This window comes from Variovorax sp. P2_H12 (assembly GCF_056403395.1).
The window spans coordinates 17967-44214 of sequence record NZ_JBFUFO010000001.1 but is presented as its reverse complement, the minus strand read 5'-3'; the positions used below and the strand labels follow the sequence as shown (position 1 = coordinate 44214).

The window sequence follows — 26248 nt, the reverse complement described above, 5'->3', positions numbered from 1 at the left end:
ACACCCCCCGAAGCGCCTGCGGCGCCTCCCCCCTCAAGGGGGGGCGATACCGGCGGCCCGGCAAAGCCGGTTCCGCGGTATCCCTGGTATCGAACTGCGCCGGTTTCATGCGTCGTGGGTCGCGCCAGGCGCGGTGGAGCAACTAGGATGAAACATCCCCGAAGCGCCGGGTTCATGCGCCGCGAGTCACGCGAGCGCATGGAGGAACACCGAGAAATCGAAGCAAAGGAACAACATCATGGCCATCCGCATCGTTCGCCTCGGCAGCGACCGCGCACCCGACGAGGGGCTGCGCATCGGCACGGTTCGTCGGCCGCCGCGCGGCGTTCCCAAGGCTGAATTCGCCACGCAGAACTGGTACGACGTCTGGTACCCGAACCTGGCGCCCTCGGTCGAGACGATGAAGCAGGCGCAGGCCGCGCTGGCCTCGGGCGTGCCCGCGCAATGGGCCGCCTTCGGGCGCAAGTACAAGGGCGAAATGGCCGAGGCGGATGCGAGCCGCAGCCTGGACCTTCTGGCGGCGCTGTCGCACCAGAGCGCGTTCTCGGTCGGCTGCTATTGCGAGGACGAGGCGCATTGCCATCGGTCGTTCCTGCGGGCGCTGCTGGCGGAGCGCGGCGCGGAGATCGTGGATTGAGGGCCCAGGGCCGGAACCAAGAATGTCCAACACCACTTCACACCTGACCTCCCCCGCGCTCGAAGCCTTCGTCGCCGAGGCCCAGAACCGCAGCCGGAATCAACCCGACCCGGCCGACTGCGTGCTGGCCCTGGCGCCGCTGATGCTTGACCTGATCGATCAGGCCGATGAGTTCCTGGAGCCACGGCACTATCGGAGTACCGGCGCCGACTACACCCGCAACCTCGTCTACGAGGCGGCGGACAAGAGCCTCTCCCTGTACGCGTTGGTCTGGCTGCCCGGTCAATGGACCCCCGTCCACGACCACGGGAGCTGGGGTGTCGTCGGCGTGCTCGAAGGTGTGCTGGAGGAGCGCAGCTACGTCCGGCTATCGCTGGATCGGGGAGCCGACGAGGAGATCGACCTCGCGCGAGGCGGCATCGTGCTGCTGCGCAAGGGCGCGGTCACGAGCTTCGTACCGAATCCCGATCACATCCATGTCACCGGGGTGCCGGCGGAGCGGCCCCGAGCGGTCAGTCTGCACCTCTACGGCAGGTCGATGAGCAACTTCAACATCTACGACGTGAACGCGCGTACGCGCCGTTGCATCGAGGTCGCGCACAACGAAAGCTGAGTCCGACGGATGCCCCGAATGACCGCGAGAAGCATGGAGTTCGACCATCAGATCGATGCTTGATTGACCCGCCTCGACAGCTCTGCGGCGCTCTCCTTGCGCTCGCTATAGCGGTCGACCAGGTAGGTCGTGGCGTCGCGCGTCAGCAGCGTGAACTTGAACAACTCCTCCATGACGTCGACGATCCGGTCGTAGTAGCTCGACGGCTTCATGCGTCCGGCCTCATCGAACTCCAGAAACGCCTTGGCCACCGAAGACTGGTTGGGAATGGTGACCATGCGCATCCATCGGCCGAGCACGCGCATCTGGTTCACGGCATTGAACGATTGCGACCCCCCTGAGACCTGCATCACGGCCAGCGTCTTGCCCTGCGTGGGGCGTACCGCTCCCAAGGCGAGCGGAATCCAGTCGATCTGCGCCTTCATGATGCCGGTCATTGCGCCGTGCCGCTCCGGCGAGGTCCACACCATGCCTTCGGCCCATTGGGCAAGCTCGCGCAATTCCCGGACCTTGGGGTGACTGTCCGGTGTGCTGTCGGGCAATGGCAAGCCGGCGGGGTCGAACACCTTGACCTCGCCTCCCATCGCTTCCAGGAGTCGCGCGGCTTCGAGAGTCACGAGCCGGCTGTACGAGCGTTCCCGCAAGGAGCCGTAGAGCATCAGAAAGCGTGGCTTGTGGCGAGAGGGCTCGCGCACACTCAGGCGGTCCGACGTCGGAACGTCGAACAACGCGGCGTCGAGGGAGGGAAACGTAGCGGGGCTTCGAATGGGAGTGACTTCAGACATAGGAGGATTCAGGACTCGGCTTGGCCGGCTTCGTACCAGTTCTGGGTACGGTTCACGACCGCGACGACCGCGAGCATCACCGGCACCTCGATCAGCACCCCGACGACGGTCGCGAGCGCAGCGCCGGATTGAAAGCCGAACAGGCTGATGGCCGTGGCCACCGCCAGCTCGAAGAAGTTGCTCGCGCCAATGAGCGCGGACGGACCGGCCACGCAGTGCTTGACCCCAAGCCTGCGGTTGAGCACGTAGGCCAGCCCCGAATTGAGGACCACCTGGATGAGGATCGGCACCGCCAGCAATGCGATGACCAATGGCTGGTGCAGGATGGCTTCGCCCTGGAATGCGAACAACAGGACCAGCGTCAGCAGAAGCGCCCCGATGGAAAGCGGGCCCAGCTTCGCAACGACCGCCTGGAAATGCCCCACGCCACGACGCAACAGCGCTTCGCGCCAACCCTGCGAGATGATGACCGGGACCACGATGTAGAGGCCAACCGAAACCAGAAGGGTGGCCCAAGGAACGGCGATGGAGGAAAGGCCCAGCAGCAGGGCCACGACCGGCGCGAAGGCGACCACCATGATGGCGTCGTTCAAGGCGACCTGGGACAGCGTGAAATACGGGTCGCCCTTGCAGAGCTGGCTCCACACGAACACCATGGCCGTGCACGGCGCGGCCGCCAGGAGAATGAGCCCGGCGACATAGCTGTCGAGCTGCTCGGCAGGAAGGTACGGGGCGAAGACGTGGCGGATGAAAATCCAGCCCAGCAAGGCCATGGAGAAGGGCTTGACCGCCCAGTTGACGAACAGCGTCACGCCAATGCCACGCCAGTGCGAGGTCACCTGGCCGAGCGCGCCGAAGTCAATCTTCAGCAGCATCGGAACGATCATGACCCAGATGAGCAGCCCGACAGGGACGTTGACCTGGGCCACCTCGAGACTTGCCACCTTTTGGAAGAAGCCAGGCAGCAGTTGGCCCAGGCCAATGCCGACGACGATGCACAAGGCCACCCACACCGTCAGGTAGCGTTCAAAGAAGCTGATGGCGGGTTTGACTGGCGCCGCTGCCGCGATGGCGGATGTGTTCATCGGAGAACTAGCTCTTCGAAATGCGGGTGAGCGCGGCCTGCAGGTCGGTGCTGCCGAGGTCGGTCAGCGGCAGTGCGAGAAGCTGGAGCATGCGGTAGCCGATGGCCTGGCGCGTGAGCTCGAACGCGCCGGCCTTCTCGGCTTCCGGCGCGTTCGAGGGATCCGGGTACCCCCAGTGGACCTTGACGGGACTGCCTGGCCAGAACGGGCAATGTTCGGCGGCCGCGCTGTCGCACACGGTAATGACGATGTGCATTTCCGGGGAGGCGTCGCCGGTGAACTCGTCCCAGCTCTTGCTGCGGCAACCCTGGGTGCTGACGCCGGCTGCTTGCAGCGCCTCAAGTGCCCGGGGGTTGATCCGACCGCTGGGTGCGCTGCCCGCGCTGTAGGCGCGGACGTCCTTGCCGAGCACTTGTGCCCAGTGATTGAGCATGCCCTCGGCCAGCACGCTGCGCGCAGAGTTGTGGGTGCAGAGAATCAGAACGTTGATGGTCATCTAGCGCGTCCCGATGTCCTTGATTTCACGGTGAATGGCCATCGCATCCAGGCGAGCCAGCGGCAGGGATAGCATGAGCTCAATGCGACGCTTGAGCGTCAGGGCGGCGTCACGGAACTGCTGTCGCTTTGCGTCGTCGCGACCTTCGCAGGCTGCCGGGTCTGCGACGCCCCAATGCGCGGTCATGGGTTGGCCTGGCCATATCGGGCACACCTCCCCCGCAGCCTTGTCACACACCGTCAGGATGAAGTCCATCTGCGGTGCATCGGGCTTCGCGAACTCATCCCAGTTCTTGCTGCGGAATCCGTCGGCCCGGATATGAAACGATTCGAGCGTATCGAGGGCAAACGGATTCACGGTCCCGTTGGGGTGACTCCCGGCGGAATACGCACGGAAGCGGCCTCCGCCAAGCTCGTTCATAAGGCCTTCAGCGAGGATAGAGCGCGCGGCATTTCCCGTGCAGATGAACAGCACGTTGTAGGTCCTGTCAGTCAAGATGGTTCCTTCAGCAGCAGGACGAGGCTGGCTTGATGGCAACGTCCAACGGCTTGGCGCGAGCGTTGGGCGCACAGCAGACAGGTGCCTGCGTTTCGGATTCCCTGGCGCCCTCGCCAAACACCGGGATGTTGTCCAGGGTGTGGAAGTGTTCCCATGCAATGCCTTGCGGGTCGGTGACCCAGTGCTTGTCGCTACGCGCATAGCAACAGCTGGTCTCGCCCTGATCGAGAAGCGCCATGTCCGCTGCCTTGGCACGCCGCTTCAACTCAGCGAGTTCGTCCGCGTCGTCGGTCTGGAACCCGAGATGGTCGACTCCCACGGCGTCGCCGCGCGTGGAGATGGCAAAGTTGATGCGAGGGTCCTCAAGCATCCACTTGGCGTAGTCGGCCTCAGCGCGGGTCGGCTCGGCGGCAAACAACTGCGAGTAGAAGGCGATGCTTGCCTTCAGGTCGGTGACGTGGACGTGGACGTGAAATCGCTTCATCGTGGGCTCCTGTGAATGAGGTCAACACTTGCAGGCATCGCCGGCCGTCTCTACAGCGCAGGCGGCCCCTTGGCAGCAGTTGTCGGTGAGGTAGCCGAGCAGCGCGTTCATGTTGTCGTATGCGGCCCTGTAGATGAGGTGGCGACTGGCACGCTCCTGGGTCACCAAGCCCGAGTTCGCCAGCTCCTTCAGATGGAAAGAGAGCGTGGCGGGAGCGACACCGAGCGCTTCCTGGATGACGCCTGGCGTGAGTCCGCTCTGCCCGGCCACCACCAACGCGCGAAAAACTTCGAGGCGCAACGGGTGAGCCAACGCCGCCAACGCCTGAACGACCTCTCTTGATTCCATGATTCGATAATAATCGAAATATATCTGGTTGATCAAGACCGGAGCGCCGGGATCATCGAACCGACTGAACTTCTGGCGCAGCGCGCATCGCCTGAGGCATCGCGCTGTGCCACGTGGCGCTTTTCCCTGCAACGTTCAGATGCCGTCTGACAGACGACGGCGACTAGAGTTTGAAAAGGTTTCCCCCGCTTCCGCCGGCATCTCAATGAGCTGAATCACCGCTCCTCCGCAACGATTGCGTGGGCAGTCGACTATGCTGATGAGGCATGGCCGAAAGCTACATCTGGCCTGGCGAATCAGGTTCTTCGGGACCGTCGCGCAACGGCAGGTGGTGGGGCGTTCCCTCTGCCAGGCGATCCGCTCCGAAAGCGCGGGCTAGCTCTTCAAGCGCGCTTCTTGCAATAGCGAATGCAAATATCCGCTCTTCGCGCGAACGCCGGGGCGAGCCCGGCGGCGGATCCATGGAGTCTCTCAAGCGCTCGCAGGCAGCTTCCCATCCAAGTCTCGCACGTGCTCGTGCAGTGTCCTTCGGCATGATTCCGCCCTATTGAAGATTGCAGCGCCTGCCAGATAGACAAGCTACCAACAATCAACAAATCCATCCGATGGCGCAACTGCTTTTACGCGCGGTTTCTACCGAAACCGCTTCGTAAACTCCCGGACGACGCCGATCACTCTTGCCGTTCCCAGGGGCTTGATCGGGTAGCGCAGTTCCTTACATGGTTCGATCCAGGCAGAACTCAATGAACTCGTCCAATTCGGTCGATTTGTCGAAGACCGCGTCGGCTCCAAACGCCTTGCAGCGTGAGCGCATATCCCGGGTCGCATAGTTGCTGAGCACAGCGACCCTTTGGCCAGGGTCGCGCACCCTGCAAGAGGCCAACACGGTCAGCCCGCTTCCCTCGGTCAGGAACAGATCCACGACCGCCAGATCCCACTCGCCGGAATGGACTGCGAGCCAATCGGACGCCTCCAGAGCGCTCCCTGAAAACCCGACAACCTCCACATGCGCCAACTCCGTGAGGGCGTCTTCGAGATTGGCCCGTATGACCTCGTTGTCCTCGACCAGAAACGCCCGCAGGGGCAGCCCCGAATGAATCACGAACGCCACTCCCCATCCGGCGGCGCTCGGGGGCCAATCCCCAGCGGCGTCGATACGCCCGCCTTTGCGCGGGAGATTTGACGAGTTGCCATCCAAAGACATGGCATTCCAATTCCCCATAGGCAACGAAGGTGCCCGTCGGAAACAGGATAGGCTGTTCAATTTTTTCTGATGTAGGACCAACGCCCTCCGCGCATTGCCTCTATGCCGCGCTTTCGTCCGGAGCACGCGTGTGACCCGGCAGGACTTGTCGCCCCCCTCAGCGGCCTCGCAATCGCGCCCCGGCGTGCTACAGCGGCGCAGCCTTCAGCACCCCGCCAGCCCGCACGAAGTTGCCTGCGCCAAGGTGATGAATGGTCTTGTGGTTCGACTCGGCATTGTGGACGCCCCGCCTGGCCCTGAAGAACAACCGGGGCAGCGGCCTTCAGCGCATCGCCCGCGCAATCCCCTGCGCCGCATTGCGCAGCTTGTCCAACTGCTGCAGCGCCTCCGGCAGCGGCATCCGCACCGCCGGCGCCTGCAGCGCCACGGCGCAGCGCACCGGCCCGTGCGCATCGTCGCGCACGGGCACCGCGACGCAGACCAACCCATCGATGAACTCCTCGGCATCGACCGAATGCCCATCCTGCCGGATGCGGTCGAGCTCGCCTTCCAGCGCCTCGCGCGAGCACAGCGTGTGCGAGGTGTAGCGCTGGTACTGCAGCCCGTCGAGCAGGCGCTCGCGCTGGGGCTTCGGCAGATGGGCCAGGAACAGCTTGCCGCTGGCCGAGCAGTGCAGCGGCACGCGCGAGCCGGGGCCGAGTTCCAGCCTGAGCGGAAATGCGGTCTCGACGCGATCAAGATAGATCACCTCGGCGCCCGACAGCGCCGTGAGGTTGCAGGTCTCCCCAACGTCCGCCACCAGTTGGCGCAGCACCGCATGCCGCACGCCGGTCGAGGTGCTGCTGCGCAGCACCGTTTCGGCGAAACGCATCAGGCGCGGCGTGATCGCATAGCGCCGGCCGTCGCCGCCGCGCGCCAGCAGGCCACCGACTTCCAACTGCTGCAGCATCCGGTGAACCGAGGGCTTCGGCTGGCCGCTCAGGCGCACGATGTCGACCAGCGTCTGGGGCTCGGGGGCGGAACACACCAACTCCAGCAATTGCAGCAAGCGCAGGCCGGGCGTGGCGGCCTGTTCGGTCTCCTCGGCAGGAGGCGATTCGGAATAACTCATCTGAAATCTCGAAAACCGAGACTGATTAAATAATAATTCCGAGATTCTGCCGCAAATTCGCTAAAGTTCCGAGGAGAGACATTTCTATGCCCATGAATACTCCCCTCCACAACCTGGTCATCACCGGCGCCTGCGGCGGCCTGGGCCGCGCCTTGGCCGCCGAGGCGCTGGCGCGCGGGGCCAAGGTTGCCCTGGTCGGCCTGGACCGCGCCACGCTCGAAACCCTGGCGGCCACTGCGCCCGGGCGCTGCGCCATCTATATGCCGGAGGTCAGCGACAGCATCGCGATGCAGGCGATGGCGCAGGACTGGGCTGGCCGCTTCGGCACGCCCGACGCCGTGATCGCGAACGCCGGCGTGGCCGGCGGCTTCGACACCGCGCAGGCCTGCGACCTGGCGGTGTTCCGCCGCATCCTCGAGATCAACCTGCTGGGCGTTGCCACCACTTTCCAGCCCTTCGTTGCGCCGATGCGCGAGCGCGGCCGCGGCATGCTTGCGGGCATCGCCAGCCTGGCTGGTCGCCGCGGCCTGCCCGGCAACGGCGCCTACTGCGCCAGCAAGGGCGGCCTGATCCGCTATCTGGAAAGCCTGCGCGCCGAGTTGCGGCCGAACGGCGTGCAGGTCTGCACCGTGAGTCCGGGCTACCTGCGCACCGCGCTGACGGCCGGCAATCGCTTCGCGATGCCGGGGCTGATGGCGCCCGAGGCCGCGGCCAGCGCCATCCTGCGCGCCCTGTCGCAAGGGCAGGAGCAACTGGTGCTGCCGCGCCGTCTCGGCTGGCTGTCGAATGCGCTGGGCCTGCTGCCCGATGCCTGGCACGATGCGCTGCTGCTGCGGCAGCCGCGCAAGCCGCGCGCGGGCGATCCCGGCGCCACGCCTATCCCGGGCTTGCCCGCAGACGCCGCGTCTCGCGCGCCGGCCTCTGCACCCGAATCCACCGCGCACTGATCGCGCGGCCACCCTGAAGCCGGAGTTTTTTTCGTGAGCCATCCCGTGTCCGCACCCGTGCCCTCGCACCAGCAAATCGCACTGATCGGCGCCGGCCCCTCGGGTCTCGCCGGCGCCCGCAACCTGCAGAAGCTCGGCATTCCGTTCCAGGGCTTCGAGGCCTACGACGACGTCGGCGGGCTCTGGAACATCGGCAATCCGCGCAGCACGGTCTACCAGTCGGCGCACCTGATCTCGTCGAAGCGCACCACCGAGTTCGCCGAGTTCCCGATGGCGGACAGCGTGGCCGACTACCCGAGCCACACCGAGCTGTGCCGCTATTTCAGCGACTTCGCCGACCACTTCGACCTGCGCCGCCACTTCCGCTTCGGCACCCGCGTGATCCGCGTCGAGCCGGTGAGCGAGACCGCCTCGACGCTCTGGCGCGTGAGCGTGGACACCGGCAACGGCCGCATCGAAAGCGCCGACTACAAGGGCGTGATCATCGCCAACGGCACCCTGTCCGAACCCAGCATGCCGCGCTTCGAGGGGCACTTCGACGGCGAACTGCTGCACACCTCGGCCTACAAGCACGCGAAGCTGTTCCAGGACAAGCGCGTGCTGGTGGTCGGCGCCGGCAACAGCGGCTGCGACATCGCGGTCGATGCGGTGCACTATGCGAAGAGCGTCGATCTCTCGGTGCGCCGCGGCTACTACTTCGTGCCCAAGTACATCTTCGGCAAGCCGGCCGATACGCTCGGCGGCAAGCGTCCGCTGCCGGCCTGGATCAAGCAGCGGCTCGACGCCAAGGTGCTGCAGTGGTTCACCGGCGATCCGGTGCGCTTCGGGTTCCCGAAACCCGACTACCTCATGTACGAATCGCATCCGGTGGTGAACTCGCTGGTGCTGCACCACATCGGCCATGGCGACATCGGCGTGCGCGCCGACATCTCGCGCCTCGACGGCCACACGGTGCACTTCAAGGACGGCAGCGCGCGCGACTACGACCTGATCCTGTGCGCCACCGGCTACAAGCTGCACTACCCCTTCATCGACCGCACCTGGCTCAACTGGCAGGGCATGGCGCCCAAGCTGTACCTGAACATCTTCGCGCCGGGCTTCGACAACCTCGCGGTGCTCGGCATGATCGAGGCCAGCGGCATCGGCTGGCAGGGGCGCTACGAGCAGGCCGAACTGGTCGCGCGCTACTTCAAGGCGCAGGCCGACGGCCGCCCGCAGGCGGCCGTGCTGAAGCGGGCCAAGGCCGGCCCGACGCCCGATCTCTCGGGCGGCTACAGCTACCTGAAGCTCGAGCGCATGGCCTACTACGTCCACAAGGACAGCTATCGCCGCGCGGTGCGCGACGCTGCCGCCGCGCTCGCCTGAGGAAACCCACCCATGCTGCCTGTCGACGAGGTCCGCCTCAATTTCAATCCGGCCTCGCTGATCGCACTCAACGCGGTGCTCGGCTTCCTGATGTTCGGCATCGCGCTGGACACGCGCGTCGCCGATTTCAAGCGCGTGATGCGCATGCCGGTGGCGATGGCGGTCGGCATCGCGGCGCAGTTCATCGTGCTGCCGGCGGTCACCTTCGGGCTCACCCTGCTGCTGAATCCGGCGCCGAGCATCGCGCTCGGCATGATCCTGGTGGCCTGCTGCCCGCCCGGCAACGTGTCGAACATCCTGACCCACCGCGCGGGCGGCAACGTGGCGCTGTCGGTGTCGATGACCGCGATCTCGAACCTGATCTCGATCGTCGTGATGCCGCTGAACTTCGCCTTCTGGGGCGGGCTGCACCCCACGGCGGCGCCGCTGCTCAAGGCCATCGCGCTCGACCCGGCCGAGATGGTGCTGCACATCGTGGCGATCATCGGCGCGCCCTTCGTCATCGGGCTGGCCTGCTCCCACTGGCTGCCGCGGCTCACCGGGCGCATCAAGAAGCCGGCCCGGATCCTGAGCTTCGTCTGCCTGGTCGGCTTCATCCTGGCGGCGATCGCCGGCAACTGGCGCTACTTCCTCGACTACGTCGGCCTGGTGCTGGTGGCGGTGGTGCTGCACGACGCGCTGGCCTTCGCCACCGGCTATGCCTGTGCCACGGCCACCGGGCTGGCGGAGTACGACCGCCGCGCGGTCAGCTTCGAGGTCGGCATCCGCAATGCCGGCCTCGGGCTGGTGCTGATCTTCAGCTTCTTCGGCGGCCTCGGCGGCATGGCGGTGGTCGCCGGCGTCTGGGGCTTCTGGGACATCGTCGCGGGCCTCGGGCTCGCCGCCTGGTGGGCGCGCCGCCCGCTGACTTCAACGGCCGCGCGTTCGGCCTGAATCATGAATGTAGTTCTGCCCTTCGCGGCACGCCGGGTGCTCGTCACCGGCGCCGACGGTTTCCTCGGCCGCACGGTGGTGGCCGCCCTCGCCGCCCTGCCCGACATCGACTGCGTGCTCGCCCTCGACGTGCGCGAGGTGCCGGCCGCGCGGCGCGTGCCCGGCGTCAGCTATGCGGTGCAGGACGTGCGCGGCGCGGAACTCGGCGCCACGCTCGGCCGGCACGCGATCGACGCCGTGGTGCACCTGGCCTCGATCGTCACGCCCGGCCCCGGCAGCACGCGCGAGTTCGAGCACTCGGTCGATGTGCTCGGGACCCGCAATGTGCTCGAGGCCTGCGTCGCGCACGGTGTGCGGCACATCGTCGTGTCGTCGAGCGGCGCCGCCTACGGCTACCACGCCGACAACCCGGCCTGGATCGACGAGGACGATGCGCTGCGCGGCAACCAGAGCTTCGCCTACTCGGACCACAAGCGGCAGGTGGAGGAGATGCTGGCCGAATACCGCGTCGATCACCCCACGCTGCAGCAGACGGTGCTGCGCATCGGCACCATCCTGGGCACCCACGTGCACAACCAGATCACGGCGCTGTTCGACAAGCCGCGCATCCTCGCGATCCGCGGCAGCGACAGTCCCTTCGTATTCATCTGGGACGAAGACGTGACCGGCTGCGTGGTCCATGCCATCACCACCGGCCGCACCGGCTGCTTCAATGTCGCCGGCGACGGCGCGCTCACGTTGCCGCAGATCGCGGCGCTGCTGCGCAAGCCGCTGTTGTCGATGCCGGCATCGCTGCTCAAGCTCGCGCTGGCCGTCGGCTCGCGACTCGGCATCAGCCGCTACGGTCCCGAGCAGCTCGACTTCCTGCGCTATCGCCCGGTGCTGTGCAACAAGCGGCTCAAGACCGAATTCGGCTATGTGCCGAAGAAGACCAGCCTGGAGGCGTTCATGGCATTCAAGGCCGCCCGCTGCGCGCAAGGGACACGGGCCGGCCAGGCGTCGGCATGAGCGCGGCGCCGGACCGCTCCAAGCAAGCTCGCGCCGCAGTGCGCAGCACGGAGGCTACCCAATGAACACGACGCTGAGCCGCGGCGACCTCGCCGCCGCGATGGGCGTGGTCCTGATCTGGGGCCTCAACTTCGTCGCCATGGAACTCGGGCTGCAGGACCTGAGCCCGATGCTGCTCGGCGCGCTGCGCTTCGCCGTCGCGTCGCTGCCGCTGCTGCTGTTCGTGGCGCGGCCGGCCATGCCCTGGCGCTATCTCGCCGCCTACGGGCTGGCGCAGGGTGTGGGCCAGTTCGGCCTGCTGTTCCTCGGCCTGCAGCTCGGCATGACCGCCGGCATGGCCTCGGTCGTGATGCAGACCCAGGCCTTCTTCACGCTGCTGCTCGCCGGGCCGCTGCTGGGCGAACGGGTGCAGCGCAGCCAGTGGCTCGGGCTCGCGGTCGCGCTCGCGGGCCTGCTGGTGATCGCCGCCGCGCACGGCGACGGCCCCGGCCAGATGACCCTGATCGGCTTCATCCTCACGCTGTCGGCCGCGCTGATGTGGGCCGTCTCCAACGTGGTGGTGCGCTTCGCGGTGCGGGCCGCGCCCGGCTACGCCCCCTTCGGCTTCATCGTCTGGAGCAGCCTGGTGCCGGTGCTGCCTTTCACGCTGCTGGCGGTGGCCATGGACGGCCCGGCGCAGGTGCTGCGCCAGATCGGCGGGCTCGACCTGCGGGCCCTGCTGGCGGCGCTGTTCCTGGCCTGGTTCGCCACCCTGCTCGCCTACACGCTGTGGACCCGGCTGTTGCAGCGCCATGCGGCCGGCCGCGTGGTGCCGTTCTCGCTGCTGGTGCCGGTGGTCGGACTGGCGGCCGCGGCACTCGCCTTCGGCGAGCGGCCGAGTCCGGCGCAGTGGCTCGGCACCGCGGCGGTGCTGCTGGGCCTGGCGATCAACCAGGGCCTCGCCGCCCGAGTCCGGGGCTGGTGGGGGCGCCGGCCGGTCCCGGCGCGCAGCCGGCCCTGAAGCGGACCGGCTTCAGCGCTGTGCCTTGTCCTTCTGGTTCTGCGCCTCGATGCGCTCGCGCGCGGCCAGCCAGTCGGCGTCGCTCCACTGGCGCAATTCGTAGAAATTGCCGCCGGTGGCCAGCGCGTTGCCGCCGTCCATCATGATGCTCTGGCCGGTGAGCCAGTCGCACTGGCCGCGCGCCATCAGAAAGGCGGCCAGGTTCTGCAGTTCGCTCATCTGCCCGGTGCGCGCCATCGGATTGCTGGCCTTGCTGCGGGCGCCGGGTTCTTCGCCGGGATTCAGGCGCTTGCTCATGCCCTCGGTCGGGATCTCGCCCGGACCCACGGCGTTGAGGCGGATGCCGTAGCGCGCCCACTCGGTCGCCAGCGACTTGGTCATGACCTCGATGCCGGCCTTGCTCATCGCCGACGGCACCACGTAGGGGCTGCCGTTGTCGACCCAGGTGACGATGATGCTCATCACGCTGCGGTACGGATCGCCGGCCTTCCACTTGCCCTCCTTGGCCTCGGCCACCCAGCGCTTGCCCACCGCCTGCGTGACGTAGAAGCTGCCGTGGAAGACGATGTTGGCGACCGCGTCGAAGGCCCGCGGCGACAGGCTCTCGGTCGGCGCCACGAAGTTGCCGGCCGCGTTGTTGATCAGCCCGGTCAGGCCGCCGGACTGCCACAGGCTCTCGACCATCTCGTCCACCGCCTGCGCATTGCGGATGTCGACGCCGAAGGTGTCGATGCGGCGGCCCGGGAACTGGCTGCGCCATTCGGCCGCAGTCTCCTCGCAGACGCTCTGGCGCCGGCCGCAGATCGCGACGTCGGCGCCCAGGCTCAGGAAGCGCTCGGCCATCGCGCGGCCGAGGCCGGTGCCGCCGCCGGTCACGAGGATGCGCTGGCCGGCCATGAGATCGGATTGGAACATGTGGGGTCTCCTTGTCTTCGGTGTGGATCGGGCTTCTGCCAGCCGCATCGTAGAGCGCTTGCCCCGACCCGGTAAGCTCCCAAGGTGACACTCTCCCAAGGACGCCCACCGATGCCGAACCCCACTTCCGCCACCTTCGCGCCGCTGGCCGGCGTGCGCGTGCTGAGCCTGGCGCTCAACCTGCCCGGCCCCGCCGCGCTGCTGCGCTGCCGCGCCATGGGCGCCGCCTGCCTCAAGTTCGAGCCGCCCTCGGGCGATCCGATGGGCCACTACAACAAGCCGGCCTATGCCGCGCTGCACCAGGGCGTGACGGTGGAGGTGGTCGACCTCAAGGCCGAGGCCGGCCGCGAACGCCTGCACCAGGCGCTGGCCGACTGCGATGTGCTGCTGACCTCGTTCAGGCCCTCGGCGCTCGCCAAGCTCGGACTCGGCTGGGACGCGCTGCAGGCGCGCCATCCCAGGCTGTCGCAGGTCGCGATCGTCGGCGCGCCGGGCGCGCGCGCCGAGGAGCCGGGCCACGACCTCACCTACCTGGCCGAAAGCGGGCTGGTCACCGGCACCGCGCTGCCGCCCACGCTCTACGCCGACATGGGCGGCGCGCTGCTCGCGAGCGAGGCGGTTCTGCAGGCGGCGCTGCACGCGCGGCGCTCGCCGAATGCGGGCATCTATCTGGAAGTGGCGCTCAACGCCGCCGCCGACTGGCTCGCGCTGCCGCGCACCTGGGGCTTGTCGCAACCGACCGGCGCAGTCGGCGGCGCCCATGCGGGCTACCGCGTCTACCCATGCGCCGACGGACGGGTGGCGGTGGCCGCGCTGGAGCCGCATTTCGCGGCCCGGCTCTGCGAGGCGGCCGGCCTGGCCGCCGGCGACATGCTGGCGCCCGCCACCCACGAGGCGCTGGCCGCATGGATCGCCCGGCGCACGCGCGCCGAACTCGATGCCATGGCGCGCGAGCGCGACGTCCCGCTGCTCACGCTGGCCGACTGATCCGGCCGCTAGGGCGGACCTTCCTGCACGATGGCGCCGTCGAAAGACGCACGGCGCTCTTGCGCGCGCCCGAGGACCATCGACAGGACGGCCCATCCAAGCACCACCGGCACCGCGCACAGCGCGATCGCGCCGATCTTGAGCCCGATCGCGTGCAGCGTGTCGTAGACCCAGCCGTAGAGTGCATCGGAACCCCGGTAGATCACGACGTCGATCAGGTTCTTCGCCTTGTATTTTTCCTCGCGCCCGACGACGGTGAAGAACACCTGCCGCGCCGGGTTGGCGATGGCGAAGTTCATCCAGCGCTGGGCCACCTGGAACACCACCACCACCGCCAGGCTCGGCGACGTCGCCAGCACGAGAAAGCCGATGACATAGACCATCGGCAGCGCCGCCGCCGCCGCGCCGGTGCCGAAGCGCTGCAGGAGCCGGCCGGTGACGAACACCTGCGTGGCCAGCGTGAGAAGTCCCACCGCCAGGTCGATGCTCGCGAAGAGCCGAGTCTGCGCCCCCGCACCCTGCACGGTGGCCGCCACCACGTTCGCCTGGGCCAGATAGAGCATCGTCGCGCCGAAGGACAATAGGCTCACCCATGCGGCGACACCAAGCAGGTACGGCGAGCGCACGAGCCCCGACACCCCGGCAAGGGCGCTGCCGCCGACTCGGGGCTCCTCGCGCCGATGACCGCCAAGGCTTCCCCCCGCGCCTCGCTCGAGCCGATGCGCGCAGAACACCGCGATCTCGAGGAACACGATGGCCGCGATCAGCAGGTTGTGCGGCCCCAGCGGCACCGAGAGCGCGATGGTGATCACCGGCCCCAGCAGCGCGCCGGCCGTGCCGCCGGCGCCGATGAATCCGAACAGCCGCTTGCCCTGCTCGCTCGTGAAGAGATCGGCCATGAAGGACCAGAACACCGCGACGGCGAACAGGTTGAAGACGCTGACCCAGACGAAGAACACGCGCGCCACGATCACCGGCGCGATGCCCAGCGCCAGCAGCGCCCAGAACACCGCGAGGTTGACGACGAAGAAGTGATAGACGATCGGGATGAACCGAGCGCGCGACAGCCGCGCCACCAGTGCGCCGTAGAGCGGCTGCGCAGCCAACAGCGTCACGAAGGTCGCGGTGAACAGCCACGGCAGCGCCCGCGTTCCGCCTGCGATCCCCATCTGGTCGCGCAGCGGCCGCAGCACGTAGTAGCCCGCCAGGAGCGCGAAGAAATAGCCGAAGGACCACAGCGCCGCCGCCAGCTCCTGCGGCGTCGCCGGCACCGCCCGCCGCAGCCAGCGCTGGAATGGCGTCATGGCGCCAGCGATAGCTTCTGCCTGAGTTCAGCCGCGCTCACCGCCTGTCCGTAGCCCGGCGCGCCGCGCTGGAATCGCCGGGCGTCGGCCAGCTTGCCGACCACCACGGGCTCGAAGCCGGCATCCTCGATCAGCCCCGCCGCGACCCTGACGGCTTCAGGATCGTCGCCCGCGATCGGTATCGCCAGCCTCGGCGCGGGCCGGTGGGCCTCGCGGGCGAAGATCGCGTAGGACATCGTGTTGAACGCACGCACCAGCCGCGCGTTCGCGAGGTACTTCTGCGACACGGCGCCGATGCCCAACTGCTCCACCTCGTCCGCCACGGCGGCCCCATCGCGCGAGGCCACGGCGTTGCAGGCATCGAGCAGGATCTTGCCCCGGAGCGCCGCGCCGTGGTCGCGGCCGATCTGCGGCAGCGCGCCATAGGGCACCGCAATGAAGAGCGCGTCGCCGAAGGCGATCGCCTGCGCCACGGTGCCGGCGCTCGCAAGCGGGCCGAGGCTCGCGACCAGGCCCTTGAGTTCGTCGGGATGGCGCGACGACAGCATCACCGGATGGCCGGCCTTGACCCACAGCCCGCCGATCGTGCCGCCGATGCGGCCCGCGCCGATGATGCCGATGCGCAAGCCGGCGGTGGTCTGCGCCCGGACTCGGCCCGGGTGGAGCGCCGCGAGGACGGTCCATGCGGCGCCCGCCGCGAGCAGGCCGCGGCGGGKGCCGGCGAAGGGTTGATGTTGCGGCATCGAAACCTCCTGGAGTTCCCCGCGATCATCCGCCGCCGGGTGAGGCCGCGCAAGCAGCCCGAAGCACGCTCAGAGCTTGATGCCCGCGGCCTTCACCGTCGGCCCGAGCACGCCCACCTGCTCCTTGACCATGGCCTCGAAGCGGGAGGTGCTCTCGGGCCTGGCGACGATGCCGAGTTCGATCAGCTTCTTCTGCACCTCGGGCATCACCAGCACCTCGTTGCAGGCGGTGTGCAGCCGCACGACCATCTCGGGCGGCAGCCTGGCCGGGCCGCTCAGTCCGAAGAAGTTCTCGAGCACGAGTTTCGGCTGGCCCAGCTCCACGATGGTCGGCACCTCCGGCATCAACGGCGAGCGTGCGCTGCCGGTCACGGCGAGCGGCACCAACTGGCCGCTCTTGAAGAACGGCACGTAGGCGGTGATGACGTCGATGCCGACCGGGATCACGTTGGCGATCAGGTCGGTGGTCATCGGGGCGCCGCCGCGGTACGGCACGTGCACGAGGTTCGCGCCGGTGGTCTTGCGGATCAGCTCGCCGTGGATGTGGCCGATCGATCCGGGCCCACCGGAGCCGAAGTCCAGCCGCCCTTCCTTGCGTGCCCGCGCCTCGAGGTCGGCCCACGTGGTGATGCCCGAGGGCTTGCTGGCCATGATCACCAGCGGCGCCGATCCCAGGTAGGCGATGTGGGTGAAGGCGCTGACCGGGTCGTAGGGCTGCTTGTCGAGGGTGAACGGGCCGAGCGCGATCGGCGTGGTGTTCGACAGCATGAAGGTGGCGCCATCGGGCGCCGCCGCGGCCACCTGGGCGCCTCCGATCGTGCCGCCGGCACCGGGCTTGTTGTCCACCACCACCGCCTGGCCCAGCTTCTTGCCCAGTTGTTCGGCCATCACGCGGGCCAGGATGTCGCTCGATCCGCCGGGCGGAAAGGTCACGATGATCTTGATCGGCTTGTCCGGCCACTGGGCGAAGGCCGGCAGGCCCAGCGCGGCGGCGCCTGCGGCCAGCAGTTGGAGTGCGCCGCGGCGCGTGGGGTGAATCAGGTGGGTCATGGGGTGGTGCAGCAAAAGGGATGCCTGACTCTAGGAACGCAGCCATGGCACGCCAATCGCTAGGCAGCAATCAGCGGCATAGCAAAGCGCCGCCCCGCAGCCCGCCGGAGACCGGCGCCGGTGCCCCGAGGCACCAAATCTGTGCAGGAGACAGGCCATGTCACGCGCCAACGACCCCTTCGATACCTACCTGCTGCGCGTCTTCAGCATCCTGATGAACGAGCGCAGCGTGTCACGCGCGGCGACGCGCCTGAACCAGTCGCAGCCCGCGGTCAGCACCGCGCTGAAGCGGCTGCGCGAGATCTTCGACGACCCGCTGTTGATCAAGGACAAGCAGCGCATGGTGCCGACCGAGCGCGCGCTGCAGCTGGAGGCCTCGGTTCGCACGGTGCTCGGCGAGATCGATGCCCTGCTCTCGCCCGGCGACGCCTTCGACCCGGCCACCACGCGCCAGACCTTCCGCATCGGCACGCCCGACTACCTGGCGCCGCCGCTGATGGCGGCCGTGGTGCACTATTTGCGCACCACGGCACCCGGCGCGCGGATCCTGCTGCAGCCGCTCGGTCAGGACTACGACTTCGATGCCGCGCTCGCCGAAGGTGCGCTGGACGTGGTGATCGGCAACTGGCCGCAGCCGCCCGAGCACCTGCGCACCACGCTGCTGCTGGAGGACGAGATCGTCTGCCTGGTCGACCGCGACCACCCGGGCGCCGCCGGCCTGACGCTCGCGCACTACCTGCAGGGCTCCCATGTGGTCCCGCTGCTCTACAGCGGACTGCAGCGCGGCGTGGTGGAAACCCACCTGGCGGCCCAGCGCATGGCGCGCACGCCCACGGTGACCGTGCCCTACTTCTCGATGGCACCTCAGCTCTTGCCCGGCACCGACCTGATCTTCACGACCAGCCGGCATTTCGCTCTGCACTTCGCGGCGACGCTGCCGCTGGCCGTGGTGCCCTCGCCGATCGCCTTCCCGCCGATGCGCTTCTACCAGCTCTGGCACGGGCGCAACCAGCATGCGGCTGCCCACATCTGGTTCCGCTCGCTGTTGTCGGCGGTGATGCGCACTGCCAGCGCCACCCGTCACCTGCGGGTCAGCGCGCCGGTCGTGCCGGAGACCCGGCTGGCCGCCTGAAACAGGCGCGTCGGCCGGTTGGCGTAGGCCGACTGAAAAACGGACGGCAGCGGGACTTTGAATCACAATGCGGGTCTTCGCCGACCTGCCCCGTTTCCATGTCCGCCGACCCTCCCCATCCCCTGCTGAGCCCCGAGCACATCGCGATGATCGACAAGGGCGTCTCGGCCATCGTCGCCTCGCGCAATGTCGCGCACCGGCCCAGCCTGATGCGCGCGGTCGGCGCCGGCATCGCACCGGACGGCAGCGAGGTCACGGTCTATGTCTCGCGCAGCCAGTCGCGCCAACTGCTGCAGGACATCGCCGCCACCGGGCACATTGCGGTGGTCTTCAGCGAACCGCTGAGCCATCGCACGGTGCAGGTGAAGGCCGGCCGCGCGGAGCTTCGGGCCGCCACCGAGGCCGACGAGCCCTTGCTGCGCCGCTACCTGCGCTCGATGGAACACGAGGTCGGCTGCGTCGGCTACGACATCCCTTTCGTGCGCGCGATGCTGGCCTTCACGCTCGACGACGTGGTGGCGATCCGCTTCAACCCGACCGCGGCCTTCGACCAGACGCCCGGCCCGAAAGCCGGCAGCGCACTGCCCGCTCTTTGAACACTGCGATGAACATGCGCGCCACGCCGCCCTCGCTGCATGCGATCCGCGCCTGCTTCGAAGGTGCGATCCCGGCGATGATGGCCACCTGTTCGGAGGACGGTACGCCCAACGTCGCCTACATCTCGCAGGTCTACTACGTCGACGAGCGGCATGTCGCGCTGTCCTTCCAGTTCTTCAACAAGACCCGGCAGAACATCCTGGCCAATCCGCACGCGACGGTGCTGGTGATGGATCCGGTGGTCGCCGCCTTCTACCGGCTCGGGCTGCGCTACCTGCGCACCGAGACCGGCGGGCCGCGCTTCGAAGGCATGAAGGCGCAACTGGCGGGCATCGCCTCCCACTCGGGCATGGCGGGCGTGTTCCGCCTGCTCGGCGCCGACATCTACGAGGTCGAAGCCATCGAGCGGCTGGAAGGCGACTGCCTGGCGCCGCCGCCGCCGCGCCACGGCCTGCTGGCGGGCGTGCGCCGTTGCGCCGAACGGCTGTCCGCCTGCTGCGCGACCGACGAGCTGCTGCAGGCCGTGCTCGCAGTGCTCAACGACCAGCTCGACGTGCGCCACGCGATGGTGCTGATGCGCGACGGCGTGACCGACCGCCTCTACACGGTGGCGAGCTGCGGCTACGCGACCTCGGGCGTCGGCTCCGAGATCGAGATCGGCCACGGCGTGATCGGCGTCGCCGCACGCGAGCGCACGCCGGTGCGCATCAGCCACATGACGAATGCGGCCAGCTACAGCCACGCGGTGCGCAGCAGCATGCGGGAGATCGAGCCCGGCCTGGTGCTCGAGACCGAGATCCCGTTTCCGGGCCTGCCCGAGCCGCACAGCCAGCTCGCGGTGCCGATCGTGTCCTGCGGCCGCCTGCTCGGCGCGCTGTTCGTCGAGAGCCCGCAGGACCTGCGCTTCGGCTTCGAGGACGAGGATGCGCTGGTCGCGATCGCCGGCCACCTGGGCGCCGCGCTCGAGCTGCTGCGCACCGCCGACGAGCCGGCCGCCGCGGCCGAGCCGCCCACGCCGGCGCGGCAGGCGTCGGCCACGGGTGCCCCGGTCGCGGTGCGCCACTATCTGGCCAACAACAGCGTCTTCATCGGCGACAGCTACCTGATCAAGGGCGTGGCCGGCGCCATCTTCGGCAAGCTGCTGCGCGAGCACGCGCAGCAGGGCCGAAGCGAATTCACCAATCGCGAGCTTCGGCTCGACCCGGCGCTGCGACTGCCCGACCTCTCGGACAACCTGGAGGCGCGGCTGGTGCTGCTGCAGCGCCGGCTGCAGGAGAACAGCCCGCACATCCGGATCGAGAAGACCGGCCGCGGCCGCTTTCAGCTGCGCATCGCGCGGCCGGTCGCGCTGACCGAGATCGCGGGCTGAACAGGGATTCAGCCCTGCACCAGTCCCGGCACCGCCGGCAGGCCCAGGCTGGCGCTGAGCTTGGTCCATTCGCGTTCGCTCAGATGCGGGCGCACCACGTCCAGCGCCGCGGCGAAGGCCGGCGCCGGCGCATGCGCGCGCATGTCGCCCAGCATCGCGGCGCGCTCGGCCGGGTTCATGAACGGCACCATCCAGCGCAGCACGAACATCATCTCCTCCGGCGGGATCGCCGCCACCAGCGCGTTCTCGATCGCGATCAGCTCGGCGTCGGTGTAGCGGGCCCACAGCACCGCGTTGTGGGCGGTCTCCTCGACATGCATGTGCTCGAAGTTGTGAGCGACGAACAGCGCCAGCGCGCGGTACAGCGCCAGCGTGCCGGCGGCCCGGGCCGCGGGCGCGCATTGCAGCAGGGCCGTGGTCTCGCCGGCCAGTGCGACGATGGCCTGCAGGTGCTCGTCGTGCTCATGCGCGATCTTGCCGCTGGCGCCGGGCGCGCGGGCCTCGATCGCGGTGTGGACGAACTCGTTCTCGTGCCGCAGGTGGGAGCGGCAGAAATCGAGCAGTTCGAGCACGCGCTGAGTGACTTGCGCAAGCTCCAGCGCATCGTCGCTGTCCATCCGCCCGACGGCCAGCAGGGTGTCGGCCATCAGCGCGCGCAACGCCTTGTGAATGCCGGCATACAAATCGACACGGGGCGCTGCGGCCTCCGCGACATGGCGCAGTTCGCGCTGATCGATGTTCATGGGGTCCTCTTTTCGGTACAGCGGCGGGCGCACCGTGCGCCTGCCTGCTGGAAAAGAAGTCTAGGAATCCACGCCCGCGCGCGCCGCTAAGAATTGCTTAAGCAATCCCTCACCAAACCTTAAATTTCGCGCGCGGACCCCGGCCGGCAGCCGCACGTCCCGCTCATCAGGAACAGGAACACCCGGCTGCGTCAGTCCTGCCGGGCCTGGACCGCGATGCGCCGGCTGAACCAGTCGTCCAGCATCGCCTTCTCGTAGCGCAGCCGGTCGCTGGATCCATAGCGATTGACCGTCATGAGGTAGTTCAGGTCAGCGACCTGTTCCTCGGCGCTCGCGATCACACGGTCGCCGCGCGTCAGCGTGTAGTGCAGCCGGATGCGCGGCCAGGTGATGTCGCGCAGGACGCGCACATCGGTGCCGGTGCGCAAGCGAAACGGCTCGAACCACCCGGCCAGATCGATGTCCAGCACCTCGACGCGCAGCGTGTCGCCCGCCGGCAGCCCGCGCTCGACCAGCTGCCGCAGGTGCCGCTCGATGTCGCGCAGTACTTCGGCGCGCTGCTGCGCGGTGCCGTGGGGATGCGAATACGCGGCATCGGTGAACCTGTCCGGATCGACGAAAACGACCGACAGCGCGGCAGCGGAAGCCGCCGCCGATGCGCCGGCGGCGACGACGATCGCCGCGAGTAGGGAAAGCAAGCGTCGGGGCATGGCGTCTCCTGTCGAAGCCGAGCCTGCTTCGACACCGCGGCGCGACCCCGGGTTCCGCGCCGGCACGCCCCAGAGTCAGTCTTGCGTGGCCTCAGGGGGCCGGCAGCTTCAGGTCGGTCAGCTTGCGCGCGAAGCGCAGGAGCCAGAGCCGCGTCGGCCTTTCAAGGTCGCTTCCGCGTGTGATGCGTGCGCCGACGACGCCCGCCGGGCAGCCGCTCACGATCGCGCCGGCGGCATCCACGGTGCAATCCTCGATGCTGCCGGCCACCCGCTGGCCGCTGGCGTCCAGCAGCGTGGTGGCGACCCCGAAGTCGTTGTCGTTGACGAGCGCCAGCGTGTGCTCGTCCACCAGCGTCAGGCCCTCGGCCTTCTCGGCCAGCCAGCCGAGCGCGTTGAGGTCGAGCAGATCGGTCTTCTTCAGCGTCACCACGCTCGACCAGTCGGCACCGCTGGACGCCGCCTGCGTGATGCTGCTGATCTCGAGGTTGTGGTCGAGTGCGGCAATGTCGGTCGCATCGGCCGGAATCTCGACCAGCACCAGCTTGTTGAACACCTTCGCATCGCTCTTGCGCGCGCCCTGCTCGATCACGATGAAGCGCCCATTGCCCAGGCTCACGACATCGCCGAGCTTGGCGTTGCCGGTGCGGTCCTTGTCGTACTGGCTGCCGTCGATCGGGTAGGCGTAGAGCTTCGAGCGCTCGGTGGCCGGATCGAACTCAAGCCAGCGCGTGAACTTCGCGAGATGGCGCACGTCGGTCTTCTTGCCGCCGGGTGGCAAGGCCTGGATCGACTTGCCGGCGCCGTCCTTCGGGTCGATCGGGCTCTGCAGGAAGCCGTGCAGCCGGCCGCTGGCGACGTCCAGCGTCAGGCCTTCCATGCCGCGGTTGGGGCGCCGCAGCGCCAGCACCGCGGGCAGGTCGGCCGCGCCGCTGCCCGGTGCGTACTTCTTCTCGATGACTCCGCTGTCGATGTTGATGCGAACGATGAAGGGACCGTATTCGTCGCTGCTCCAGAGCACCTTGCGGGCCTTGTCGAGCACCAGCGTCTCGGGGTCCAGGCCGTTCGCGTCGAAGTTCGCCTTGGCCGGATCGAAGAGGTAGGCGTCGGTCAGCGGCGTCTCGCCGGTGGCGCCCACGCCCGACTGCGGAGGCAGGCCGCTGATTCTGCGAGTCGCATCCTGCTTCAGCGCGACGCTCGTCTGCAGCACGGCACCGCTCTTGCCGACCGTGACCCGTCCGAAGCTCGGCGCGAAGGACGGCGCCGGAAACACCTTGCTGATGTTGACACCGGCGCCGCCAGGCACCGGCGCGGTCGGGCCATCGCCGTTGGGGCCACGGTCGGTGATGGCGTAGAACTCCAGCGCGCCATCGGCCGCCGTGCCCTTGAACGCCAGGCCGGAGCCGTAGGCCGGCAGGAAGCCCTTCGGGAAATCGGCGCGCGTCTTCTCGTTGGCGCCTTCATAGGGCACATTGAACTTCGCGTCGGCCTGCAACTGGTGGCGGGTGACGCTCACCGCAATGGCGCCCAGCGCGTGGGTCTGGGTCGAGGTCTCGACCACCGGGGCGCCGAGCTGCGCGGCCAGCGTGTTCTCGAAGTGCTCGCGCGCCAGCGCGCGCCGATTGGCATCGGACACCCGCGTGGCATAGGGGCCCGGCAGCGCCGCGAGCAAGGTGTTGAATGCGCTGTCGAAGCTCGCCGCCGGAGCCGCGAAGTCGAGCGCGCCGGCCTTCAATGCGCCCTTGAGCGCGTCCGCGATGCGGATGCCGTTGGACGGGTCGCCGTCCTCGTCGAAGCTCTGCAGCGCGATCAGGCGGTTGACCACCGCATCGGCCTTCAAGCCCTCGGGCGTGGCCTGCTGCCCTGCCAGCGATAGCGGCGTGAGGATGCTGCCGCAGGCGGCGCTGCCGAGCGCCAACGCGCCGAGGCTGAAGCTCACCGTCTCTCCCGCCTTGCAGGCGAACTCGCCCTTGGCCGAGGTGACCGCCTTGGGGGCCGTCCCCGCGGCATAGTCCAGGCCTTCGACCGCCGCGTCAAGGAAGACGCCGGCCACACTCGGTACCGTTCCAGCAGCGCCGCCACCGATGGCCGTGCCGCCGCCGGCGCCCGTGCCTCCCGTGCCTCCCGTGCCTCCCGTGGGCAGCACGAAACTGCCGCCGCTGCCGCCACCGCCGCATGCGGCCACCACGAGGCCGGCCCCCACCGCCGCCAGCCACCTCATCCTCGATCGCTCGTTCATTGTTGTTCCTGCACAGTGATGCCCGCGCACCGCGCGCGAGCCCGGGCATTAGTACGGAAGTTTGTGACGCCGCCGTGAAATCGCGCCCCGCATAAACTGGCCGCTCGAACAACAAAGGAGACCTGCATGGATCGGATGAACCCAGGGCTGCGGCGCTTCGCCGCGGCCATCGCCCTCGCCGCGCTCGGCGCCGGCGCCGCGGCCCAAGCCCGGATCTCGGACAACGTCGTGAAGATCGGCGTGCTGACCGACCTCTCGGGCGTCTCGAGCGACAACGCGGGCAAGGGCTCGATCGTGGCGGCGCAGCTCGCGATCGACGAGTTCTCGAAGGACCGGAAGGTGCTCGGCATGCCGATCGAGCTGGTCTCGGCCGACTCCCAGGGCAAGACCGACATCGGCGCCACCAAGGCGCGCGAGTGGTTCGACCAGGACAGGGTCGACATGATCACCGACCTGACCTACTCCAACGTCGCGCTGGCCGTGACCCGCATCGCCGACGAGAAGAAGAAGCTCGCGATGGTCACCGGTGCCGGCGCCTCCACCATCAGCGACGACCAGTGCACCGCGCACAGCGTGCACTGGATGTACGACACCTACTCGCTCGCCAATACCACCGTGCCCGCGCTCATCAAGAAGGGCATGAACAGCTGGTACTTCATCACCGCCGACTACGCCTTCGGCAACGCGCTCGAGAAGGACGCCACCGCGATCATCACTCGATCCGGCGGCAAGGTGCTCGGGTCGTCACGCCATCCGCTCAATTCGTCCGACCAGTCCTCCTACCTGCTGAAGGCCCAGGACTCCGGCGCCCAGGTGATCGCCCTGGCCAACTCGGGACTGGACACGCTCAACACCGTGAAACAGGCTTCTCAATTCGCGATGGTGCGCGGCGGCAAGCAGACCTTCACTCCGCTGCTGTCGCTGATCACCGAGATCCACGGCATGGGCCTCGCCAACGCGCAGGGCATGATCCTCACCAACGGCTTCTACTGGGACTACGACCAGCGCTCGCGCGCCTTCGGCCAGCGCTTCCAGGCCGTGCATCGCAAGATGCCGACGATGATGCAGGCGGCGGTCTACTCGGCGGTGCTGAGCTACCTCAAGGCCATCGAAGCCGCCGGCACCGACGAGCCCGACGCGGTGCTCGCCAAGCTGCGCTCGGCCAGGCTGGACGACGCCGTGATCCGCAACGGCCAGTTGCGCGCCGACGGCAAGATGGTGCACGACATGCTGCTGGTGCAGGTCAAGACACCGGCGGAGTCCAAGGGCGAATGGGATCTGTACAAGGTGCTCGAGACGATCCCGGGCGACAAGGCCTTCGCGCCGCTGGCCGATTCGAAGTGCCCGCTGGTCAGGCGCTGACCCGTGCCGCCAGGCGCAGCCGCGTGATGAAGCCGACCTGGCGCAGCGCCTCGGCGAGTTCCTGCGCCGGCTCGCGCAGGCTGCGCGATTCGAACTCCGCGAAGATGCCCGCCCGCGTGTAGTGCCGCACGCAGACGATGAACGGGAAGCCATGGCGCGCCTCGTAGGCGCGGTTCAAGCGGTCCAGGGTCTGCTCTTCGGTCGCCGACAGGGCCTCCAGCCCGGCGCTCTTCTGCTCGGCGATCGAATCCGAGGTCATCGAACCGGCGCGCACCGCGCTGCCCGACAAGGGCGGATGGCCGCGCAGGAACTCGATCTGCCGGGCCCTGCCGCTGGCCCGGACGCCGTCCATCATGGCCTCGTGCAGCGCCCGCACCGAGCCGAAGGGGCGCACCGCCCACGCCGCATCGGCGACCCAGGGCGAGTGCTCGAAGATGTCGCCCAGGGCGGCGGTGAATGCACTGCGCTCCATCGCATTGACGGCGCTCAGGTCGAGGTGGGTTTGCAGTGTGGACATGCACCCAGTGTAGGAACGCGTCACGCGCGCCTGAAGACGCACGGCGCTATACGGCGCATAGCAAAGGGC

At 68.3% G+C, this 26248-nt stretch carries 28 protein-coding genes; 12 read left to right on the top strand and 16 right to left on the bottom strand.

Going from position 1 to position 26248, the window contains the following annotated elements:
- Window positions 1–238: 238 nt before the first annotated feature.
- Together AC1DYK_RS00225 and AC1DYK_RS00220 are read left to right on the top strand one after the other, a co-directional pair.
- Window positions 239–637, top strand: a complete 399-nt coding sequence (locus AC1DYK_RS00225) for a DUF488 domain-containing protein (RefSeq protein WP_478089824.1) — start codon at window positions 239–241, stop codon at window positions 635–637.
- A gap of 22 nt (window positions 638–659) precedes the next feature.
- Window positions 660–1250 carry a cysteine dioxygenase family protein gene (locus AC1DYK_RS00220; protein ID WP_478164440.1) on the top strand — a complete coding sequence of 197 codons (591 nt, stop codon included), beginning with the start codon at window positions 660–662 and terminating at the stop codon, window positions 1248–1250.
- A gap of 47 nt (window positions 1251–1297) precedes the next feature.
- On the opposite strand, the gene arsH is transcribed toward AC1DYK_RS00220, so the two are convergent.
- The 8 genes from arsH to AC1DYK_RS00180 all read right to left on the bottom strand — a co-directional run bounded on the left by arsH (window position 1298) and on the right by AC1DYK_RS00180 (window position 7261).
- Window positions 1298–2035 carry an arsenical resistance protein ArsH gene (gene arsH / locus AC1DYK_RS00215; RefSeq protein WP_478164439.1) on the bottom strand — a complete coding sequence of 246 codons (738 nt, stop codon included), beginning with the start codon at window positions 2033–2035 and terminating at the stop codon, window positions 1298–1300.
- Between the two features lie 8 nt (window positions 2036–2043).
- Entirely contained in the window at window positions 2044–3120 is a 1077-nt protein-coding gene (arsB, locus tag AC1DYK_RS00210; RefSeq protein ID WP_478164438.1) for an ACR3 family arsenite efflux transporter, read from the bottom strand.
- A 7-nt stretch (window positions 3121–3127) separates the two neighbouring features.
- Window positions 3128–3616: an arsenate reductase ArsC gene (locus AC1DYK_RS00205; RefSeq protein WP_478164437.1), complete on the bottom strand. Its 489-nt coding sequence runs from the start codon at window positions 3614–3616 to the stop codon at window positions 3128–3130.
- Window positions 3617–4114: an arsenate reductase ArsC gene (locus AC1DYK_RS00200; protein ID WP_478164656.1), complete on the bottom strand. Its 498-nt coding sequence runs from the start codon at window positions 4112–4114 to the stop codon at window positions 3617–3619.
- Between the two features lie 7 nt (window positions 4115–4121).
- Window positions 4122–4598 carry an ArsI/CadI family heavy metal resistance metalloenzyme gene (locus AC1DYK_RS00195; RefSeq protein ID WP_478164436.1) on the bottom strand — a complete coding sequence of 159 codons (477 nt, stop codon included), beginning with the start codon at window positions 4596–4598 and terminating at the stop codon, window positions 4122–4124.
- A gap of 21 nt (window positions 4599–4619) precedes the next feature.
- On the bottom strand, window positions 4620–4946 hold the full coding sequence (locus tag AC1DYK_RS00190) for an ArsR/SmtB family transcription factor (protein ID WP_478164655.1): 327 nt from the start codon (window positions 4944–4946) through the stop codon (window positions 4620–4622).
- Between the two features lie 715 nt (window positions 4947–5661).
- Window positions 5662–6057: a response regulator gene (locus tag AC1DYK_RS00185; protein WP_478092884.1), complete on the bottom strand. Its 396-nt coding sequence runs from the start codon at window positions 6055–6057 to the stop codon at window positions 5662–5664.
- 415 nt (window positions 6058–6472) lie between these two features.
- Entirely contained in the window at window positions 6473–7261 is a 789-nt protein-coding gene (locus tag AC1DYK_RS00180) for an IclR family transcriptional regulator (RefSeq protein ID WP_478164435.1), read from the bottom strand.
- 92 nt (window positions 7262–7353) lie between these two features.
- Between AC1DYK_RS00180 and AC1DYK_RS00175 the strand changes: the two genes are divergently transcribed.
- The 5 genes from AC1DYK_RS00175 to AC1DYK_RS00155 all read left to right on the top strand — a co-directional run bounded on the left by AC1DYK_RS00175 (window position 7354) and on the right by AC1DYK_RS00155 (window position 12514).
- Window positions 7354–8208, top strand: coding sequence for an SDR family oxidoreductase (locus tag AC1DYK_RS00175; RefSeq protein WP_478164434.1), 855 nt, complete (start codon window positions 7354–7356; stop codon window positions 8206–8208).
- Window positions 8209–8241: 33 nt separating this feature from the next.
- Window positions 8242–9573 (top strand): flavin-containing monooxygenase, encoded by a 1332-nt coding sequence (locus tag AC1DYK_RS00170; RefSeq protein ID WP_478164433.1) that lies wholly within the window; start codon window positions 8242–8244, stop codon window positions 9571–9573.
- 12 nt (window positions 9574–9585) lie between these two features.
- A complete protein-coding gene (locus AC1DYK_RS00165; RefSeq protein WP_478164432.1) occupies window positions 9586–10506 on the top strand; it encodes a bile acid:sodium symporter family protein in 921 nt (306 codons plus the stop codon).
- Window positions 10507–10509: 3 nt separating this feature from the next.
- Window positions 10510–11514: an SDR family oxidoreductase gene (locus AC1DYK_RS00160; RefSeq protein WP_478164431.1), complete on the top strand. Its 1005-nt coding sequence runs from the start codon at window positions 10510–10512 to the stop codon at window positions 11512–11514.
- Between the two features lie 61 nt (window positions 11515–11575).
- Window positions 11576–12514, top strand: coding sequence for an EamA family transporter (locus AC1DYK_RS00155; RefSeq protein ID WP_478164430.1), 939 nt, complete (start codon window positions 11576–11578; stop codon window positions 12512–12514).
- A gap of 12 nt (window positions 12515–12526) precedes the next feature.
- Here the strand turns inward: AC1DYK_RS00155 and AC1DYK_RS00150 are convergent, their stop codons facing one another.
- Entirely contained in the window at window positions 12527–13429 is a 903-nt protein-coding gene (locus tag AC1DYK_RS00150; RefSeq protein ID WP_478158216.1) for an SDR family oxidoreductase, read from the bottom strand.
- A gap of 111 nt (window positions 13430–13540) precedes the next feature.
- Here AC1DYK_RS00150 and AC1DYK_RS00145 point away from each other — a divergent pair, with 111 nt between their 5' ends.
- Window positions 13541–14416 (top strand): CoA transferase, encoded by an 876-nt coding sequence (locus tag AC1DYK_RS00145; protein ID WP_478164429.1) that lies wholly within the window; start codon window positions 13541–13543, stop codon window positions 14414–14416.
- Window positions 14417–14424: 8 nt separating this feature from the next.
- Here AC1DYK_RS00145 and AC1DYK_RS00140 read toward each other — a convergent pair whose 3' ends face one another.
- From AC1DYK_RS00140 to AC1DYK_RS00130, 3 genes are all read right to left on the bottom strand, one after another.
- Window positions 14425–15720 carry an NTP/NDP exchange transporter gene (locus tag AC1DYK_RS00140; protein WP_478164428.1) on the bottom strand — a complete coding sequence of 432 codons (1296 nt, stop codon included), beginning with the start codon at window positions 15718–15720 and terminating at the stop codon, window positions 14425–14427.
- Window positions 15717–16463 carry an NADPH-dependent F420 reductase gene (locus AC1DYK_RS00135; protein ID WP_478164427.1) on the bottom strand — a complete coding sequence of 249 codons (747 nt, stop codon included), beginning with the start codon at window positions 16461–16463 and terminating at the stop codon, window positions 15717–15719. Before AC1DYK_RS00135 ends, AC1DYK_RS00140 begins: the two co-directional genes overlap by 4 nt.
- 69 nt (window positions 16464–16532) lie before the next feature.
- Window positions 16533–17513: a Bug family tripartite tricarboxylate transporter substrate binding protein gene (locus tag AC1DYK_RS00130; RefSeq protein WP_478164426.1), complete on the bottom strand. Its 981-nt coding sequence runs from the start codon at window positions 17511–17513 to the stop codon at window positions 16533–16535.
- A 157-nt stretch (window positions 17514–17670) separates the two neighbouring features.
- Here AC1DYK_RS00130 and AC1DYK_RS00125 point away from each other — a divergent pair, with 157 nt between their 5' ends.
- The 3 genes from AC1DYK_RS00125 to AC1DYK_RS00115 all read left to right on the top strand — a co-directional run bounded on the left by AC1DYK_RS00125 (window position 17671) and on the right by AC1DYK_RS00115 (window position 20611).
- On the top strand, window positions 17671–18645 hold the full coding sequence (locus AC1DYK_RS00125; RefSeq protein WP_478164425.1) for a LysR family transcriptional regulator: 975 nt from the start codon (window positions 17671–17673) through the stop codon (window positions 18643–18645).
- A gap of 98 nt (window positions 18646–18743) precedes the next feature.
- Window positions 18744–19241, top strand: a complete 498-nt coding sequence (locus tag AC1DYK_RS00120; protein ID WP_478164424.1) for a hypothetical protein — start codon at window positions 18744–18746, stop codon at window positions 19239–19241.
- Between the two features lie 14 nt (window positions 19242–19255).
- Window positions 19256–20611, top strand: a complete 1356-nt coding sequence (locus AC1DYK_RS00115) for a GAF domain-containing protein (protein ID WP_478164654.1) — start codon at window positions 19256–19258, stop codon at window positions 20609–20611.
- A gap of 8 nt (window positions 20612–20619) precedes the next feature.
- Here AC1DYK_RS00115 and AC1DYK_RS00110 read toward each other — a convergent pair whose 3' ends face one another.
- The 3 genes from AC1DYK_RS00110 to AC1DYK_RS00100 form a co-directional block, all read right to left on the bottom strand.
- Entirely contained in the window at window positions 20620–21354 is a 735-nt protein-coding gene (locus AC1DYK_RS00110) for a hemerythrin domain-containing protein (protein WP_478164423.1), read from the bottom strand.
- Between the two features lie 191 nt (window positions 21355–21545).
- On the bottom strand, window positions 21546–22064 hold the full coding sequence (locus AC1DYK_RS00105) for a DUF3016 domain-containing protein (RefSeq protein WP_478164422.1): 519 nt from the start codon (window positions 22062–22064) through the stop codon (window positions 21546–21548).
- Window positions 22065–22155: 91 nt separating this feature from the next.
- Window positions 22156–24300 carry an esterase-like activity of phytase family protein gene (locus AC1DYK_RS00100; RefSeq protein ID WP_478164421.1) on the bottom strand — a complete coding sequence of 715 codons (2145 nt, stop codon included), beginning with the start codon at window positions 24298–24300 and terminating at the stop codon, window positions 22156–22158.
- A 126-nt stretch (window positions 24301–24426) separates the two neighbouring features.
- Between AC1DYK_RS00100 and AC1DYK_RS00095 the strand changes: the two genes are divergently transcribed.
- Window positions 24427–25662, top strand: a complete 1236-nt coding sequence (locus tag AC1DYK_RS00095; protein WP_478164420.1) for an ABC transporter substrate-binding protein — start codon at window positions 24427–24429, stop codon at window positions 25660–25662.
- Here AC1DYK_RS00095 and uraD read toward each other — a convergent pair.
- Window positions 25652–26170, bottom strand: coding sequence for a 2-oxo-4-hydroxy-4-carboxy-5-ureidoimidazoline decarboxylase (uraD, locus tag AC1DYK_RS00090; protein ID WP_478164653.1), 519 nt, complete (start codon window positions 26168–26170; stop codon window positions 25652–25654). The two genes, AC1DYK_RS00095 and uraD, sit on opposite strands and share 11 nt — an antisense overlap.
- Window positions 26171–26248 lie beyond the last annotated feature (78 nt).

Excerpts from the sequence above, each read along its gene's own strand:
- AC1DYK_RS00225 (WP_478089824.1), top strand. The coding sequence starts at position 239 with ATGGCCATCCGCATCGTTCGCCTCGGCAGCGACCGCGCACCCGACGAG.
- AC1DYK_RS00220 (WP_478164440.1), top strand. The coding sequence starts at position 660 with ATGTCCAACACCACTTCACACCTGACCTCCCCCGCGCTCGAAGCCTTC.
- arsH (WP_478164439.1), bottom strand. The coding sequence starts at position 2,035 with ATGTCTGAAGTCACTCCCATTCGAAGCCCCGCTACGTTTCCCTCCCTC.
- arsB (WP_478164438.1), bottom strand. The coding sequence starts at position 3,120 with ATGAACACATCCGCCATCGCGGCAGCGGCGCCAGTCAAACCCGCCATC.
- AC1DYK_RS00205 (WP_478164437.1), bottom strand. The coding sequence starts at position 3,616 with ATGACCATCAACGTTCTGATTCTCTGCACCCACAACTCTGCGCGCAGC.
- AC1DYK_RS00195 (WP_478164436.1), bottom strand. The coding sequence starts at position 4,598 with ATGAAGCGATTTCACGTCCACGTCCACGTCACCGACCTGAAGGCAAGC.
- AC1DYK_RS00190 (WP_478164655.1), bottom strand. The coding sequence starts at position 4,946 with ATGGAATCAAGAGAGGTCGTTCAGGCGTTGGCGGCGTTGGCTCACCCG.
- AC1DYK_RS00180 (WP_478164435.1), bottom strand. The coding sequence starts at position 7,261 with ATGAGTTATTCCGAATCGCCTCCTGCCGAGGAGACCGAACAGGCCGCC.
- AC1DYK_RS00175 (WP_478164434.1), top strand. The coding sequence starts at position 7,354 with ATGAATACTCCCCTCCACAACCTGGTCATCACCGGCGCCTGCGGCGGC.
- AC1DYK_RS00165 (WP_478164432.1), top strand. The coding sequence starts at position 9,586 with ATGCTGCCTGTCGACGAGGTCCGCCTCAATTTCAATCCGGCCTCGCTG.
- AC1DYK_RS00160 (WP_478164431.1), top strand. The coding sequence starts at position 10,510 with ATGAATGTAGTTCTGCCCTTCGCGGCACGCCGGGTGCTCGTCACCGGC.
- AC1DYK_RS00155 (WP_478164430.1), top strand. The coding sequence starts at position 11,576 with ATGAACACGACGCTGAGCCGCGGCGACCTCGCCGCCGCGATGGGCGTG.
- AC1DYK_RS00150 (WP_478158216.1), bottom strand. The coding sequence starts at position 13,429 with ATGTTCCAATCCGATCTCATGGCCGGCCAGCGCATCCTCGTGACCGGC.
- AC1DYK_RS00145 (WP_478164429.1), top strand. The coding sequence starts at position 13,541 with ATGCCGAACCCCACTTCCGCCACCTTCGCGCCGCTGGCCGGCGTGCGC.
- AC1DYK_RS00140 (WP_478164428.1), bottom strand. The coding sequence starts at position 15,720 with ATGACGCCATTCCAGCGCTGGCTGCGGCGGGCGGTGCCGGCGACGCCG.
- AC1DYK_RS00130 (WP_478164426.1), bottom strand. The coding sequence starts at position 17,513 with ATGACCCACCTGATTCACCCCACGCGCCGCGGCGCACTCCAACTGCTG.
- AC1DYK_RS00125 (WP_478164425.1), top strand. The coding sequence starts at position 17,671 with ATGTCACGCGCCAACGACCCCTTCGATACCTACCTGCTGCGCGTCTTC.
- AC1DYK_RS00120 (WP_478164424.1), top strand. The coding sequence starts at position 18,744 with ATGTCCGCCGACCCTCCCCATCCCCTGCTGAGCCCCGAGCACATCGCG.
- AC1DYK_RS00115 (WP_478164654.1), top strand. The coding sequence starts at position 19,256 with ATGCGCGCCACGCCGCCCTCGCTGCATGCGATCCGCGCCTGCTTCGAA.
- AC1DYK_RS00110 (WP_478164423.1), bottom strand. The coding sequence starts at position 21,354 with ATGAACATCGATCAGCGCGAACTGCGCCATGTCGCGGAGGCCGCAGCG.
- AC1DYK_RS00105 (WP_478164422.1), bottom strand. The coding sequence starts at position 22,064 with ATGCCCCGACGCTTGCTTTCCCTACTCGCGGCGATCGTCGTCGCCGCC.
- AC1DYK_RS00100 (WP_478164421.1), bottom strand. The coding sequence starts at position 24,300 with ATGAACGAGCGATCGAGGATGAGGTGGCTGGCGGCGGTGGGGGCCGGC.
- AC1DYK_RS00095 (WP_478164420.1), top strand. The coding sequence starts at position 24,427 with ATGGATCGGATGAACCCAGGGCTGCGGCGCTTCGCCGCGGCCATCGCC.